Origin of the sequence: Desulfomicrobium macestii (assembly GCF_014873765.1) — a bacterium.
Classification (GTDB): Bacteria; Desulfobacterota; Desulfovibrionia; order Desulfovibrionales; family Desulfomicrobiaceae; genus Desulfomicrobium; species Desulfomicrobium macestii.
On record NZ_JADBGG010000004.1, the window covers coordinates 94833 to 109205 of the forward strand.

Sequence of the window (14373 nt, forward strand, 5' to 3'; positions counted from 1 at the left end):
TACTATGAGCATCGGTCTTAGTACGAATGAGTCGCGAGTCCAACTGCGGCAAGATAATTTTAAGATGGACGAGCTCGGAGGCGAGCGTCCCATTACCATCGGGAAGGACAATAAAATTGTTAAGGCCGAAATCATGTCTCCTTCGAGCCGCTCCCAGCACAAGCCGCATAAGGCAAACACGGGGCTTGAAGGCGTGTTCAAAGCCACCATCGACAAGTGCGATTGGTGGCATTCAGCCGGAAAGCTGCGCCGGGCGCAGGACGCCATCGAGGTGAACCTGGGCCGGATGGCCGGGAAGTTTGTCAATCTTCAGACGCTCGCTGGCAAGTCCGGACTTTCGGAAGATATCGCGAAGGAAAAGAATCTCCTGATCGACGGCATTGCCAAGGAACTCAGCGCGTTTGAAACTGAAATCGACAGTCTGGCTCGTTCGTACGGGCTGGACCGTGAAGCATCGGAGTCGCTCTTCCTGCAGCGGTTGATCAACGGTTTGATGAAGAACAATCCCGACGCGCTGAACAGCATGAAAGCAGCCGTTGCCGTGATGGCCAGAATGCCGGACGAAAACCCCAACCCCGTGATGCGCGACCACGGCGCATTGGTTCGTCAATTCGACAAGCTGCTTCATGCGAGCCTGCCTGATGTCGTGGCCGAACCCGTGGACCAACGAACCGGGCTGCAAAAGCTGGGCGACGTTTTCAAGGGTCTGTTCGGCTCGAAAGAACAGCGTGTCGGACAGCTCCTGCGCGAGAAGTTGAACGGGCTGGAGCAATTGTGCAAGACCGGCGCCCCCGAAATGGCAGAATTCACTGACCAGCTCCGATTGTTGCGAGAGGGCCTGAACCCCGAAACGAAACTGACAATGGAAAAGTTCGATGCCGTTCGGGAGGAGCTGGACACCATTATCGGCGCGACCATCAAGCGGGGAAAGGAAATTGCCGAAAAGGCGCTGGAGACGGAATCGGCCAAAATGGCCGGGCAGTTGGCGGTGGACAAATACCAGCCCCAGCTGGTTTCGGCCGAAGAAGCCAACCGCGATTTGTCCAAACTCTTCCTCTACAAAAACGCTACACTGGAGCAGACCAAGAGCCTGCAAAGCCCGCTTGACGAAAAGGCGGATGACCTCATCCGCAATTTTATCCGCAGTCAGAATCAAAGTCCGGAAATGCCCAAGGGGGCCAGAGCAGTGGCGCAGATCGCGGTCAATTCGGTTAAAGACATGACACTCAAGTTCGTTGCCGCGCGCCAGGAACTCAAAAGCATCGAGGTGGAGCTTTCGGCCATTACGTTGGCCAGGCAGTTGGCCGCCAAGGGCGACACGCCGCCTGCGGGAGTGGATGGCAACTCATGGCACGAAGCCTGTTCCGTGATGACCAGGCACCTGCTGGAAGCACCCGGTTCGCTCATTTCCGCAAAGGATTTGCCTGCGCTGCATCTTATCAAGACGAACGCGGCTCAGTTCACCGAAGGACTGCAAGGTGTCGCGGTGCAGAGCTTTGAAAAGCTGTTCACCCGGCTTGATGCCACCACGTCGTTTACGGTCACAGTGCCCAAACCGAGTGCGCAGCAGATTGAAGAGTTCAAACAGAACGGCAAAATGCGCATGCAGGAAGATGCCGAGCGGTTCGGAAGGGACATGCAGGAATATCGGAATTCGGCACCCAAAACCGGCATCTCTGAACTGGATAAGCGGCTGGCCGAGCTGCGCACGCCGCTCACGCTGAATCCTGACAAACTGGACGAAGCCTCGCTGCGCGGCACGCTTTCAGAGCTGGCAGAACGGATCACAGATATCAAGACGGCGTATTCCTACGAGATGGCTTCGGCTCTCAGCGGCATCGACGGAAAACAGGCCAGGCTGGATCAGCGGACGAAGCTGTTTGCGACCCTGAATACCGAACTGCAAGGGCTGATGCGGCTGGAAGCTGAACTCCATGGCATGATCAACATGCACGCCATGGGCCAGTTGGCCTCCGAAGGATTGGACATGCTACGCCAGTCCTGTCCGGAAGGCGTCGATCGGGGAGCATGGGAAAGCGACTGCAACGCCATTGTCGACTTTATCATGGCGCACCCCCACGAAATTCCCGGCCAAGAGACCGTGGCGATGTTTGAACGTCTGCTGGATACCCTCAACAAGTCTCTATCCACCGACAGCGTTGCGGATCAACAGAAAGTTGAACTGTACAAAAGTCTCAAAGATGATTTGAACGAGTGGAAAGATTGGGGCTTCACAGTGGGCATGGGACGTGACAGCCTGAACAACATGGGACACATGAACGAAGTGCTTGAGAGTGTGTCCAAGATGACCACCGCGCGTATCCGTATCTCCGATGTGGTCAATCTGATGCAGGACTCCTTTATCGCCTTGACCAAAGCAGGATTGTCCCACGCCGACGAATTGCGGTCCAACTTTTCCGAATATACGCACAAGTTGATGCTCTATGCCGATACCATGTCCCGAACTAAGGAAATGACACCGGAACTGCGGCTGATGCGTCAGGAAGCTCAGGAGTCGCTGAGCAAGGCGGTACACTCTTTCTTCCCGGCTATGGAATTTTTGGCAGGGCAGGAACAGAGTTATATGGATGATCCCACCGTGTTCACCGTGGGTCAGACCCAGCAGATAACGGACCTGCGCGCGACCCTGTTCAACGCCTATGCGGCGTTGTTTGATATCGCCCGTAATGTCGGGACGTTGGGTCTTGACGCTTCGAAGGGTGTTTCGCCTCTGCTCGGAAACGTCGACCTGACACAGAGTGATGTTGATTCGCGTGAAGTAGCGGCACTTGGAGAAGCTAACAAGATCAGCACGTACGGCCAAATGTCCCGCGTGGTGGATCCGAACAATCCGTCTTCGCTGACCCGGGTGACCACTTCCATGATCCTGGAATCCGAAGCACTGATGAACTTTCGGATTCAGATGGATATCGAGAAGCAGATGACCAAGTTGTTCACCCACACGCGGCGCTTGACGACCGCTTTGGTCGACGCCAAAGCCAGAGGGCTTGATCCCGTCGTGGCCCGTTCCATTGAACGACTGTTCAGCGAGCATGTTTTAAGCCCTGCCGAAGGCTTGCAACTGGATCGGTTCATCCCTGACAAGGATAAGCACAAGGCTTTCATCGCCAAATTCGATGAGTTGCATCAGGCTTTGATTCAGACCTTTTCGACCCTCCAGTCCTTCAATCTGAACGTTAAATCGACTCAGACGCGCATCAATTTGGAGGCGCAAAAGTACCTCGCCGAGTGCGTGGAGATTCCGTGGCATCCGTTTGACCAACACTCGTTGCGGACGACCCTGAGGGTCGTTGCTTCGCATGATGTTGACGGAATAATGTCCCGTATTCTTATCGAGTCGGACCTGACCGAGGAGCCCCGCATGTATGACGTGAGCCTGAGCGGAGACAAGGTGACCTTTACCCCCACCGACGACAAGAGTGGCAAAGGGGTGTTCACCGCTCCTGTCGCCTATAAGAATGCCCGCTTCCCGATGGGAGAGGCGAAAAAGTAAGAGAGCCAAGGAGTAGCTTCCGCATGAATATCCGCATTTCCGTCCGCACCAAACTGTTCCTGAGCCACATTCTCATCGTCCTATTCATCGCCGGCACCGCAGGGACGTATTTCTACCTGAGCGCTGTGGAAAACCTCATGGATGGGCTCAAGGAGCGCCTGCAGGCCAGCGCGGGGCTCATCAGCCAGACTCTTGACGCCGAGGCTTTGCGCCACATCCGTACAGAGGAAGATATGGCCAGCCCCGAATACGTGGCCACCCTCGACCAGTTGCGCACCCTCAAACGCATGAACCCCGACATCGCCTTCATTTACGTGATGCGCCTTGAGGCGGAGAAGATCTTCTTCGTCATTGATTCCGACGAAACCAATGCACAGGCCCTGCCGGGCAAAAAGTACGCCCACGTACTGCCATCTTTGCAGAGAGGCTTCACGTCCATGATCGTCGACGACGAGATCGTCACCGACGAATGGGGCTCGTTTCTATCGGGCTACGCCCCGATCAAAAACGCCAAGGGGCAGTTTTTGGTCGGCATCGACATGCGCGCCGATCAGGTTCGCGAAAAATACAGCGCCCTGCGCATCTCCGGTGCTGTTGCGGTATCCGCGGCCGTTGTCCTGGCCTTCGTTCTGGCCCGAATCCTGGCCAACCGATTCATGATACCCATACGCGTTTCCATTTCCCGCTGTTCCTCCATCGCGGAAGGTCGCTACGACGAGCAGCTCGACATTCAGACCAATGACGAACTCGACAGGCTCATCGAAGCCATTAATAAAATGTCGAGCAGCCTGTCCCTGTCCCAGCGCACGACGCAAGCGGCCGTCGACTCCCTGCGCCAGGCCAAGGACGAACTGGAAATCCGGGTTCGTCAGCGCACCTCCGATCTCTCGGAAGTCAACAACAAGCTCAGCCAGGAAGTGGCCGAACGGCTTGTGGCCCAAAAGGCTTTGCAGGAGGCCGCGACCATCGATCCGCTGACCCGCCTTTTCAATCGGCGCGTCGTCCAGGAGCGGCTCGACCTCGAAGTGGCCCGAAGCAGCAGGCAGAATACGCCCTTCACGCTCGTCATCGTGGACCTCGATCATTTTAAAATGATCAACGACACTCACGGACACGATGCCGGGGACAGCATTCTGGTGGAAACGGGAGTGCGCATGAAGGGCATCATCCGTGGGCAGGACACGTTGGCCCGATGGGGCGGTGAGGAATTCATGATCCTGTTGCCGGATACCGACTCGGCAGGGGGACTGGAAGTCGCCGAGAAGGTCCGCGCGCGCATCGCCGACACGACTTACTATTTCGCGGGCAAGGAGATCCGGGTTACGGCGAGTTTTGGAGTGGCCCAGTATAAAGGAGACTTGGAAGGGGCGATCACGGCCGCGGACCAGGCCCTCTATCAGGCCAAGAATCTGGGCAGGAATCGGGTCGAGCTGGCCGGCGCGGAACTTTGAACACAAGGGAGATGAACGCTCATTCCGGCAGCATGAACTGAAGCAGTCTGTTTTTTTCAAAGCGCCCGATCAGGCCGGTTTCAGGCGTTGCCAAAAACCGTATCCCTGACACGGGCGTATTTTTTTGTGCGAAGGCTTAAGGGGTATAGAGCGCCAGGACCTTGCGCACGAAATCCTGCGTTTCGCGAAAAGGGGGAATGCCGCCGTGGCGCTGCACGTTGCCCGGGCCTGCGTTGTAGGCCGCCAGGGCCAGCTCCAGGGTGCCGAAGGCGTCCAGCTGGCGGCGCAGATACAGGCTGCCCGCTTCAACGTTGGCGCGGGGATCGAAGGGGTCGGTCACGCCGAGGTGCGCCTGGGTGCCGGGCATGAGCTGCATGAGGCCCTGGGCGCCCTTGGGGGAGATGGCCAGGGGATCGTTGTTGGATTCCACGCGGATGACGGCCCTGATGAGACCCGGGTCCAGGCCCGAGACGCGGCTGCCGTGCCCGATGATCGGGTCCCACTCGGCCATGGTCGGCATGTGCGCCCGCCCTTGGGCTGACTCCGTGACGAGCAGGGGAGGAACCATGCGCGGCAGGGCCAGGAGATGGGCGTGATCGGACAGGGAATAGACATCCATCTGCTCGATCATGTTCTCTGTTCCGCGAGCGGGATCGCGGAGCGCCGAGGCTTCGTCGTCATGCAGGGGCCGCACGACCTGGGGCATGCGCTCGGAGACGCTCATTTCCTCCTGGAGGATGCCGGGCATGCTGCGCCCTGGGCTGTCCGCGGACAGGGCCGGAGAGGCGAGCAGGGCGGCCCAGGTCAGCGTGGCGGCGGCGTGTCGGAGGGGGCGCATCACTCGGGCTTGGCGAAGTAGAGTTCGACGATGTTCGCGCCGTTGTGATGTCTGTATTCGTGGCGGGCGCTGACGGATTTCACCAGATGGACCCCCAGACCGCCGATGGGGCGGTGGTCCGCGTCAAGGTCGAGGTCGGGCCTCGGTGCCTCGTCGAAGGGGTCGAAGGGATGCCCCCAGTCCGTGACGCTGAAAAAGAGGTAGTCCTGGCCGTCCAGGCGCGCGGGGCGGCATTCCACCCGGGCCTCGCCGGGGCCGCCGTCGTAGGCGTGGGTGAAGACGTTGACCAGGAGTTCTTCGGCCGCAAGCCGCACGTGGGAGGCGATGCCCTGGAAGTCCGGCGGGATGCGACTCTCCAGAAACTCGTTTACTGAGTTGAGTTCCTCGATGCGGGCGGGCACGGTCAGAGCGGCCATGTTTCCTCTCAGAGTTTGGCCAGGGCCGTTTCCGGAGTGTCGTAGATCGGCATCATGGCGGTGAAGCCCGATATCTTGAAGACCTCGCTGACCATGGGCTGCAGGTTGCAGAAGGCCACGGGGACCTTTTTTGTGCGGCTCCCCTTGAGCAGGGTCAGTATGCCGCGCAGGCCGGCGGAGCTCATGTATTCGATACCGGCCAGGTCGATCAGGATCTTGACCGCTCCGGCGTCCAGGCTTTCCTGGCAGGCGTTGACGAAAATGTTCGTGGTCGTCGCGTCCATGCTGCCGCTGGGTTTGATGACAACGATGTCCTGTATCTGCGATACGTTGATTTGCATGTCTTTCTCCATTTATTGTGCGTAGCTCAGGAGCAGTCCCTGACTGACCTTCACCCACCCGTCAAGGGTCACAAAGAGAAGGAGCTTGAAGGGCAGGGAGATGGTCATGGGGGATACCATCATCATGCCCATGGCCAGCAGGATGTTCGAAATGATGAGGTCTATGGCCACAAAAGGCAGGTAGAGCAGGAATCCTATCTGGAAAGCCTTGGTCAGCTCCGAAATGGTGAACGCCGGAACCAGGATGAACATGTTGTCGGGCGCGATGCGTTCGTGAAGATTCTGGGGCCAAATGCGCTTGGCCGTGCTCATGAAGGTCCGAACCACCGATTCGTTGGCGTTGGCTGACAGGAATTTGCGCAGGGGCGGCGAGATGTGCTCCAGGATCCGACCGACTTCCGCGGGGGTCGGGTTTTCCTTGATGTCGGCGGTCTCCAGAAGCGCTGCCGTGTTCATGGCCATGGGCGCCATGATGAAGATGCTGAGGATGATGGCCAGGCCGTTCATGACCATGGTCGGCGGGACCTGCTGTACGCCCAGGGCGTTGCGCACCAGGGAGGTGACCACCACGATCTTGACGTAGGAGGTGACCATCATGAGCATAAACGGCGCCAGGCCAAGGGCCGCGATGCCGAAGATGAAAAAGAGTGGATTAACCCCGACCATCCTGTCCCCCCTTCCGGGCCAACGAATCGACCTGCACGCCGAGCACGCCGTTGATGTCCACCAGGCGTCCCGTGCCGACAACGGCTCCGTTGATGCGTAGCGACACCGGCGAGAGCGGGTCGCAGCCGAGGGTGAAGGTGTAGCCAGGCACAAAGGCCGCGAGGTCCGCGACCGTCATGGTGCGGCGTTCAAGCTCGAAGCAGAGCTCGACGTCGATGCCGCCGACATCCAGTCCTGCCTGATCTTCGGCGGGAGAAGTGGTCTCGGACGGATTTGTGGTGGTCATGGGGATCTCCTGGAAATTCGTCACGGCGTTCACCACCGTGGCTTGGGTGTCGTTGACGGTGCACAGCACGCCGGCAGCACCGCCCGGAGGATTGGCCTGTCCGGTCGCGGGAGGGCACGGACGGAGCATGATCCTGCCCTGTGCGCCTTGGTAGTCGGGCGGTAGGAGGATGTCGCCTTGCTCCAGTGCGGAAAGCTCCCGGATGGAGATGCGCATGCTGCCCGCGTCCACGCACACCGCGATGGGCAGGTCGGGATGCTCTTCCGCGCCCTGGCCTGCGCCGCGGACCGGCAGGTCCGCAAGGCGATCGCACAGGAGCAGGGCGGACTGTCGGTCCGGTATGGCGACGCGCAAGGGCACGGGTGTATCGTCATGCTCGGCGTCGGAAAATTCAAGAATCAGGTGCACGAATGCGGCCGGATTGTCGTCCTCGGTCTCGCCGGGTTCGAGCGTGGCTTCGCCCAGGGTGACGGCGTTGCCCATGAGTCGTTGCAGGGGCTCAAGCAAGGTGCCAAGGATCAGGTCCAGCACAGCCAGGCGTACGGCCCCGGGCAGGTCTGTCCAGAGCGGAACTTCGGCGATGGCGGGATGGCGGCGTATGAAATCCGTGTCGCCCAGCTCCACGCGCCAGGCGCCCCCGGCGCAGTGCAGGCGTAGCGAGCCCATGACCTTGAAGGGAAAGGGCGCAGGCACCGCCCGCAGCGTGGCGGGGCGATGGCCGACGACCACGGCCCACGGCTGCTCGCGGGTTAGAAGCATGTTGTCCACGTGGGCCTGGAGCGGGTCCAGGCGCGGAGGAGCGTACACGGCGGACGTGTGTTCAGGCATGGTTGGTCCTGTCATCGGGGTTCATCGGTTTCGGGGACCCAGCCCCTTGAACGGCGATTGCTGTCGTTGTCTTCCGCACCGCTTTCGGAGGTGATGTCGATGCGCACCGGACTGTCCAGATTTTCCAGCCTGGCCTTGAGGTCGTTTTGCGCCGCGACAAGGGTCTGGAAGGACGAAGCGTTGTCCGTGACCAGAACGACCTGCAGGGTGCCGTCGGGGCCTTTGGTCATACGGATTTCCGTTCCGGGCAATACGTCGGGTCCGAGGCGTAGCCGCACTTCCTGTCCACCGTCCGCGGTCTGGCCGACCAGGATGCGTTCCACCAGCTTCTCGGCCAGTTCGCTGGGCGGCATGGGCGCTTCAGGCCGGGCTGCACCGGGCGTAATCGACGCCATGCGTCCGCTGAACAGGTCATTCAGGGGCAGGGACGGCATCTGGCCGGGGGCATCGTCATCCGGGGCGTTTTCAGATGCTTTCGTGGGAGTGTCACCGGATCGGGCTTCGCGATCCTTTCCTTTCGTGTCCATGGAATCTTGGAAACGCTGCACCGAGTCTTTGTCGGGTTGCTGCGGTCCGGGCTTTTCCTCTCCCGCGCCAGCCCTTTCGAGGCGTGTGGAGTCGACTTTCATGAAATCCGGCATATTCTTGTCCTTCCTGACCGGGATCAGGCGTCATCGCCCGTACCGATGGGCAGGGGCCTGAATTCTTCGCTTTCCAGGTCTTCCTTCCGTTCGGCTTCCCGGCGGGTCATTTCATTCCATATGTTCTTGTGGGCCAGAATGCGGGCCGTGTCGCGACGGGCCTTGTTCAGGCCGCTCCTGGCGTCGGTCACTGCCTGGCGGGCCTTGACGAGGGCCTGCTCGGCCTTGGTCACGTCCTCCTCGCGCAGAAGTTCCGCATCGCGCAGGCGGCCGAGTCCGGCCTTGAAAGCCTCAAGGTCGTCGAGGCTCAAAAGTTGTCCCATTATGGCCTCGTAGCGCCTATCCTCTTCCTCTACGCGCCAGATGCGATAGCGCTCAAGCTCTTTTTCGCGTTCCCGCAGCGTGGCTTCGGCCTCTCGGACCATCCGCTCGGCCTGTCGCAGCAGGTTCTGAGCGGCTTCTTCCCTGTACTGCCGTACCGAGAGCAGAGGGGCCAGGGGGTAGCGAGCCATGGTCAGGCCACGACCTTGTGCATGGCCTGCAGGGTCTCCTCGAAAGTGCTTTTCTCGGACAGGCCCTGCTTGAGGAACGTATTTACCGCGTCGATTCGGCTCAAGGCGTCATCGGCATCCCGGTCCGAACCCTTCTTGTATTCGCCTATCTGCACGAGCAGCTCGACCTCCGCGAACTTGGCCAGGATCTTGCGCAGCTTCTGGGCGGACTCCTTGTGTTCGCTGGAAATGATGGCGTTCATGACGCGGCTGACGCTGGCCTGCACGTCGATGGCCGGGTAATGGTTTGATGCGGCCAGCTTTCTGGACAGGACAATATGCCCGTCAAGGATGGAGCGGGTCTCGTCGGCGATGGGTTCGGTCATGTCGTCGCCTTCAACCAGCACCGTGTACAGGGCCGTGATGGAGCCCTTGTCCGACGTGCCGGCACGTTCCATGAGTTTCGGCAGGGTCGAGAAGACCGATGGCGGGAAACCGCGCCTGGTGGGCGGTTCGCCTGCGGCCAGGCCGATTTCGCGCTGGGCGCGTCCGAAGCGGGTCACGGAATCCATCAAGAGCAGCACGCTGCGGCTTTTGTCGCGGAAATATTCGGCGATGGCCGTGGCCGTGTAGGCGGCCTTGAGGCGCTCCATGGACGATCTGTCCGAAGTGGAGACCACCAGCACCGCCTTCTTGCGGCCTTCGGGCCCGAGGTCGTGTTCGATGAACTCGCGCACCTCGCGGCCGCGTTCGCCAATGAGGGCCAGCACGCAGACATCGGCGGAGCAGCCCTTGATGATACTGGAGAGCAGGGTGCTCTTGCCGCCGCCCGCTGCGGCGAAGATGCCCATGCGCTGCCCTTCGCCACAGGTCAGCATCCCGTCCAGGACCCGTAGTCCCAGGGACATGGGGCGGTCGATGATGCGCCGCGACATCGGATTGGGCGGGTCGGCGTACACGGGGTAGCGGGTGCGAGGTTTCAGCGGCGGCCCACCGTCGATGGGATTGCCCAGGCCGTCAAGCACACGGCCCAGAAGGTCTTCGCCTACGGGAACCGAGTGGATTTCGCCGGTGGGAATGACCTCCGTGGCAGGGGAGATGCCCTGCAGATCTCCCAGGGGGGTCAGCAGGGCTACCTGTTTGACGAAGCCCACCACCTCGGCCTTGAGGGTCCAGCTGTCCCACGGATTGCGCAGGATGCACAGCTCGCCCACCTTGACCCCGGGCACCACGGCCCGGATGATGGTGCCAACGACCTGCTCCACGCGGCCTCGGACCTCCACGGAACTGGTGTTCTGGACCGTCTCCTCCAAGAGAGCGCCGATATATTCAAATGCCATTCCCGTTCTCCTTCCGTGCAGCCGAGGGCCGCGCGGATTATGCCGGCCCGCTGCGCGGATCAGGCGTTGATGCGGGCCTGCAGCGCATTCTCCAAGGCCCGCAACTGGGTTTCGAGGCTGGCGTCCACCACGCCCAGTTCGCTTTCGAGGAGGCAGGCTCCGCGTTCGAGGCGCGCGTCGGGCACGATGTCCAGGAAACTGGTTCGACCAGGGGCGGCCTGCAACATGGCCGCCAGGGCCTTCTCCACGGCTGCGGCGTCGGCGGGGGCAACGCGCACGGTGACGTGCTGCTGGTTGCGTACGCCCATCAGGGCCGTGCGTACGATGCGCACGATGCGGTCCGCGTCGTCGAGTTCTCCGATGATCTTGCGGAGGGCTTGGCCGACGACGTTGACCAGGGTCGATTCGATGCCTTCGATGAACTCCACCGAGGACATGATCGTTTCAAGCATTTTCTCGGAGTGTGCGAGCTTGCCCTCGGTCCGGCCGTCCTCGTAGCCCTGTTGGCGTTGCTGTTCGTAAACTTCTTCGGCCTCGCGCACGATGGCTTCCGCCCGCTCACGCGCGGCGTCGAGGATCTGCTGGGACGAATGGAGGGTCGCGGCGTCCGCGGCCTTGAGCACCCGCAGGCCGGCCGGGGGCAAGATCGTGTCCTTGGTTAGTCGAAACATGGAGCCCATTGCGGCGCGACCTCCTTGAGCAGAATTTTCTTGAATCCAAACCATACGGCTCGTCTGGCTTCGGCCGGGAGAGTCTCGTCCAGGTCCGTGTCCATGTTGTCCGGGGCGCCCACGGCGGAGAACGCCGGGGCCAGTTCGGCGAATCGGGTGGCGCAGATGTCCAGCAGTTCCCGGGGCCAGACGGAGCTGCACAGGGACAGGGCCTGGCGTCCGTGCCGACGGATGCGCGCGGCCAGGCCGCCGTGGCTGTCGCCGAAGAGGCCAGCCAGTGATCCTGCCTGGAATCTGCCGCGTTGCAGGGCATAGGCAAAGAGTTCCGGGCCTATTTCCCCTCGCGCGGTCAGGACGTCCTCGCGTGCGATGAGATGGGACAGTTCGTCGGCATGCAGGGCCACGCCGAACTGGAGCACGGCCCGGTCCAGGAGTTCCGGCGGCAGAAGGGCCAGCCGACGCGATTCCTCCGCGAAGTCCCAGAAGTGGCTCGGTCCGTCGGAAGTGACGTAGTCGACGAGGCGGCGTCGAGCGCGCCCGTGAGCCCACAGGGTCTCTGCGGCCAAGCCCTGGATCCGGAGCAGGCCGACCGGCGTCTTGGTCGACCGCAGTTCATCCTGCCCGTTGAATGCGAGCATGGATTGAAAGAGCTGCGGCTTGTGCCGGATGATGTGGACAAAAAAGTCTTTGTGCATGCGTTGCCTTGTCGTCACGGGTCACTTGCGAAGGAGTCCGCCGAGCTGGTGTCGGGAACGCTGATCCGTTTGGATCGCGCCGGTTCACTCGGGCAGGGCGGCCTTTGGATCCTTCCGGCGCTGATTGCGACGGTACAGCTCGTACCCCGCCAAGAGGATGCCCCCGCTGACGCACAGGGCCGCGACCAGAAGGGCCAGGGCCTGGACAAACGGCGGACCGTCGGCGGGTCTGTACGGTATGCCCAGGAAGCGTTCCTGTGCGACCATGGGGACACTCACGGATTCGCGCGCCGGAACCAGCATGATCGAGACGCGTTCGGGGTCGAGATTCGGAACGGCCTTGGCCGTGACCTCGCGCACCCGGGCCACGAGGTTGGTCACGGGGGAATCCGGCAGGTGACGCATGAATACGGCCGCCGACGGCAGGTTCTGGTGCTCACCGGCCTGGGCGACTCCGGCCGGGACCACGTGCACTCTGGCAGTGAGCACGCCGTCGATGCGCGAGAAGGTGTCCGCGAGTTCCTGGGAGATGGCGTAGGCCAGGCGCACCTGTTCCTCGGCCGGAGAGGAGATCATGCCTTGCCCGGAGAAGATCTGTCCCATGTCCGTGAAGCTGCCGCGCGGCAGGTTGTTTTCCTGGAGGATCTCCAGGGCCTGGACGAGCTCTTTCTCATCGACGGTGATGGAGAAGCCTTTCTTGCCTTCGGCCACCTTTTTGGCCTGGATGTCCCGCTTGAGCAGAACGGTCAGCATGGAGTTGGCTTGTTCCTCGCTCAGTTCCCGGTAGACTTCGACCTGGCATCCCGCCAGGACGAGACAGAGCAATAGCACGAGAATGGCCGGGATGAGCCGACCGGGCAGGGGGAAGCGGCCCCGGGGAGTTGAAACGTTGGGTGTGGGCACCGTGCAATCCTTGTGTTTGTTATCCCTTTTGTCTGAGGAGGCTTTCGAACCCCTGGGCCATTTTTTGCGAGGCTTTCATGCCGCTTTCGGCGTGTACCTTGAGCATCCCGGCGAGATACTGCATGCGGAACAGGTCCTCGGCACGCAGTTGGCCCGACTCGATGCGACCCAGGATATTCTCAAGTTCGCGCAGCCCGTCCGAGGCCTCGACCCTGGACGAAGCATCCGTCTGGGGGGCTGCATCCGTAGCCGCAGCCTCTCGTGGAGCGAACCCATTCGTTTCCGCCGTGCGCAAGCCCTCGGACTGGTCGGCGATTTTCTCCGGGGCCTCCGGAGCGTCCATGGCCTGGGGACCGTTTGGCACGGCCTCCGTTTGGAACTGGGTCTGCTCTGTCGGCTGCACGTCGATCTGGGCCTGCTCGTTTAATCCCGTAGCGTCGTCGGTCCCGGATGATCCTGGGGAAACGGGCTCGGGGCCGCGCTCCATGGCTTCCTCGAAGGCGCGTACAAGTTCAGGGTCCGGTTGCCCACTGGGGCCGAAGTCCGAGCGCAGCTCCGCGCCGCTGGAGACTCCGGTTTTTTCCAGGGCGGCGAGCAGCCGACTGGCCAGGTTGGCAACGGACCCCAGTTCCATGGGTGTCTGCTACTGACGAGCGCGTTCGAGCAGGGTCGTCGCGAGTTCGGCTCTGGGACCGCCTTCGCGGGACAGGGGTTCCAGTATGTCCTCGGCGTCATTGCACCGTCCGGCCAGGGTGAGGCAAAGGCCGAGCATGGCGCGGGCTTCCTGGTCGGCCGGGTCGGCAGCCAGAACTTTCTCCCGCAGGAGTTCCTCGCCCTCGGTGAACTCGTTGAGGACGATGTGGCTCAAGGCCAGACCGATGTTGGCCGGAGCCATTTCCGGGTCCAGGGTCAGCAGGCCTTCGTAGATGGCCCGCGCCTCGACTACGAGGCCCTTGGAGCAGCCTGCGTTGGCGATGTCGAGGAGGCGTTGTCTGTGTTCCGTGGAAAGCATGGGTTTCTCCCTAGCCCGCGCGCTGGGCGAGGCTTTTGAGCATGTCGTTCATGCTCTTGGTGACGGTGGAGAGGGATTCGAGCATGGCGTTGTACTGGCCAAGTTCGAAATTGAGCATGGCCATCTGCTCGGGGCTGGCAGACTCACTGTTCTGCAGCTCCTTCATTTTCTGCTCGATGTTCGCGCCGCGCTTGCTCACGGCTTCCATGCTCTTGTCGAAGAGATTGCCCAGGTTCAGTCCGGGGGTTCCTGAAATAGCCATATGTACCTTCCTTGCCCG

Annotated in this window: 16 protein-coding genes; 2 read left to right on the plus strand and 14 right to left on the minus strand. The window is 61.3% G+C overall.

The genetic code is table 11. From position 1 onward, the window contains the following. The first annotated feature begins 4 nt into the window (after positions 1 to 4). Together H4684_RS03985 and H4684_RS03990 are read left to right on the plus strand one after the other, a co-directional pair. Positions 5 to 3514: a hypothetical protein gene (locus tag H4684_RS03985; RefSeq protein WP_192622900.1), complete on the plus strand. Its 3510-nt coding sequence runs from the start codon at positions 5 to 7 to the stop codon at positions 3512 to 3514. A gap of 23 nt (positions 3515 to 3537) precedes the next feature. Further along, complete coding sequence (locus tag H4684_RS03990; RefSeq protein ID WP_192622901.1) at positions 3538 to 4965, plus strand: GGDEF domain-containing protein; 1428 nt, start codon at positions 3538 to 3540, stop codon at positions 4963 to 4965. Positions 4966 to 5101: 136 nt separating this feature from the next. Here H4684_RS03990 and H4684_RS03995 read toward each other — a convergent pair whose 3' ends face one another. From H4684_RS03995 to H4684_RS04060, 14 genes are all read right to left on the minus strand, one after another. Beyond that, complete coding sequence (locus H4684_RS03995) at positions 5102 to 5803, minus strand: lytic transglycosylase domain-containing protein (protein WP_225940229.1); 702 nt, start codon at positions 5801 to 5803, stop codon at positions 5102 to 5104. Continuing rightward, positions 5803 to 6219, minus strand: coding sequence for an ATP-binding protein (locus H4684_RS04000; RefSeq protein WP_192622902.1), 417 nt, complete (start codon positions 6217 to 6219; stop codon positions 5803 to 5805). The genes H4684_RS03995 and H4684_RS04000 overlap by 1 nt, the downstream gene beginning before the upstream one ends. Positions 6220 to 6227: 8 nt before the next feature. Next, a complete protein-coding gene (locus H4684_RS04005; RefSeq protein WP_092188792.1) occupies positions 6228 to 6560 on the minus strand; it encodes an STAS domain-containing protein in 333 nt (110 codons plus the stop codon). Between the two features lie 12 nt (positions 6561 to 6572). Next, positions 6573 to 7226, minus strand: a complete 654-nt coding sequence (gene sctR / locus H4684_RS04010; protein WP_092188790.1) for a type III secretion system export apparatus subunit SctR — start codon at positions 7224 to 7226, stop codon at positions 6573 to 6575. Continuing rightward, positions 7213 to 8340: a type III secretion system cytoplasmic ring protein SctQ gene (gene sctQ, locus H4684_RS04015; RefSeq protein WP_192622903.1), complete on the minus strand. Its 1128-nt coding sequence runs from the start codon at positions 8338 to 8340 to the stop codon at positions 7213 to 7215. The genes sctR and sctQ overlap by 14 nt, the downstream gene beginning before the upstream one ends. Positions 8341 to 8351: 11 nt before the next feature. Continuing rightward, complete coding sequence (locus tag H4684_RS04020) at positions 8352 to 8981, minus strand: type III secretion HpaP family protein (protein WP_192622904.1); 630 nt, start codon at positions 8979 to 8981, stop codon at positions 8352 to 8354. A gap of 23 nt (positions 8982 to 9004) precedes the next feature. Beyond that, entirely contained in the window at positions 9005 to 9493 is a 489-nt protein-coding gene (locus H4684_RS04025; RefSeq protein WP_092188784.1) for a type III secretion protein, read from the minus strand. A 2-nt stretch (positions 9494 to 9495) separates the two neighbouring features. Further along, positions 9496 to 10812 carry a type III secretion system ATPase SctN gene (sctN, locus tag H4684_RS04030; protein WP_092188783.1) on the minus strand — a complete coding sequence of 439 codons (1317 nt, stop codon included), beginning with the start codon at positions 10810 to 10812 and terminating at the stop codon, positions 9496 to 9498. Between the two features lie 59 nt (positions 10813 to 10871). After that, on the minus strand, positions 10872 to 11492 hold the full coding sequence (locus tag H4684_RS04035) for an HrpE/YscL family type III secretion apparatus protein (protein ID WP_192622905.1): 621 nt from the start codon (positions 11490 to 11492) through the stop codon (positions 10872 to 10874). Next, positions 11471 to 12178, minus strand: coding sequence for a hypothetical protein (locus tag H4684_RS04040; RefSeq protein ID WP_192622906.1), 708 nt, complete (start codon positions 12176 to 12178; stop codon positions 11471 to 11473). The genes H4684_RS04035 and H4684_RS04040 overlap by 22 nt, the downstream gene beginning before the upstream one ends. A gap of 84 nt (positions 12179 to 12262) precedes the next feature. Continuing rightward, positions 12263 to 13081, minus strand: coding sequence for a type III secretion system inner membrane ring lipoprotein SctJ (gene sctJ / locus H4684_RS04045; RefSeq protein WP_092188777.1), 819 nt, complete (start codon positions 13079 to 13081; stop codon positions 12263 to 12265). A 19-nt stretch (positions 13082 to 13100) separates the two neighbouring features. Further along, positions 13101 to 13715, minus strand: a complete 615-nt coding sequence (locus tag H4684_RS04050) for a hypothetical protein (protein WP_192622907.1) — start codon at positions 13713 to 13715, stop codon at positions 13101 to 13103. 9 nt (positions 13716 to 13724) lie between these two features. Beyond that, positions 13725 to 14093, minus strand: coding sequence for a tetratricopeptide repeat protein (locus H4684_RS04055; protein WP_192622908.1), 369 nt, complete (start codon positions 14091 to 14093; stop codon positions 13725 to 13727). Positions 14094 to 14103: 10 nt separating this feature from the next. After that, entirely contained in the window at positions 14104 to 14355 is a 252-nt protein-coding gene (locus H4684_RS04060; protein WP_092188771.1) for an EscF/YscF/HrpA family type III secretion system needle major subunit, read from the minus strand. Positions 14356 to 14373 lie beyond the last annotated feature (18 nt).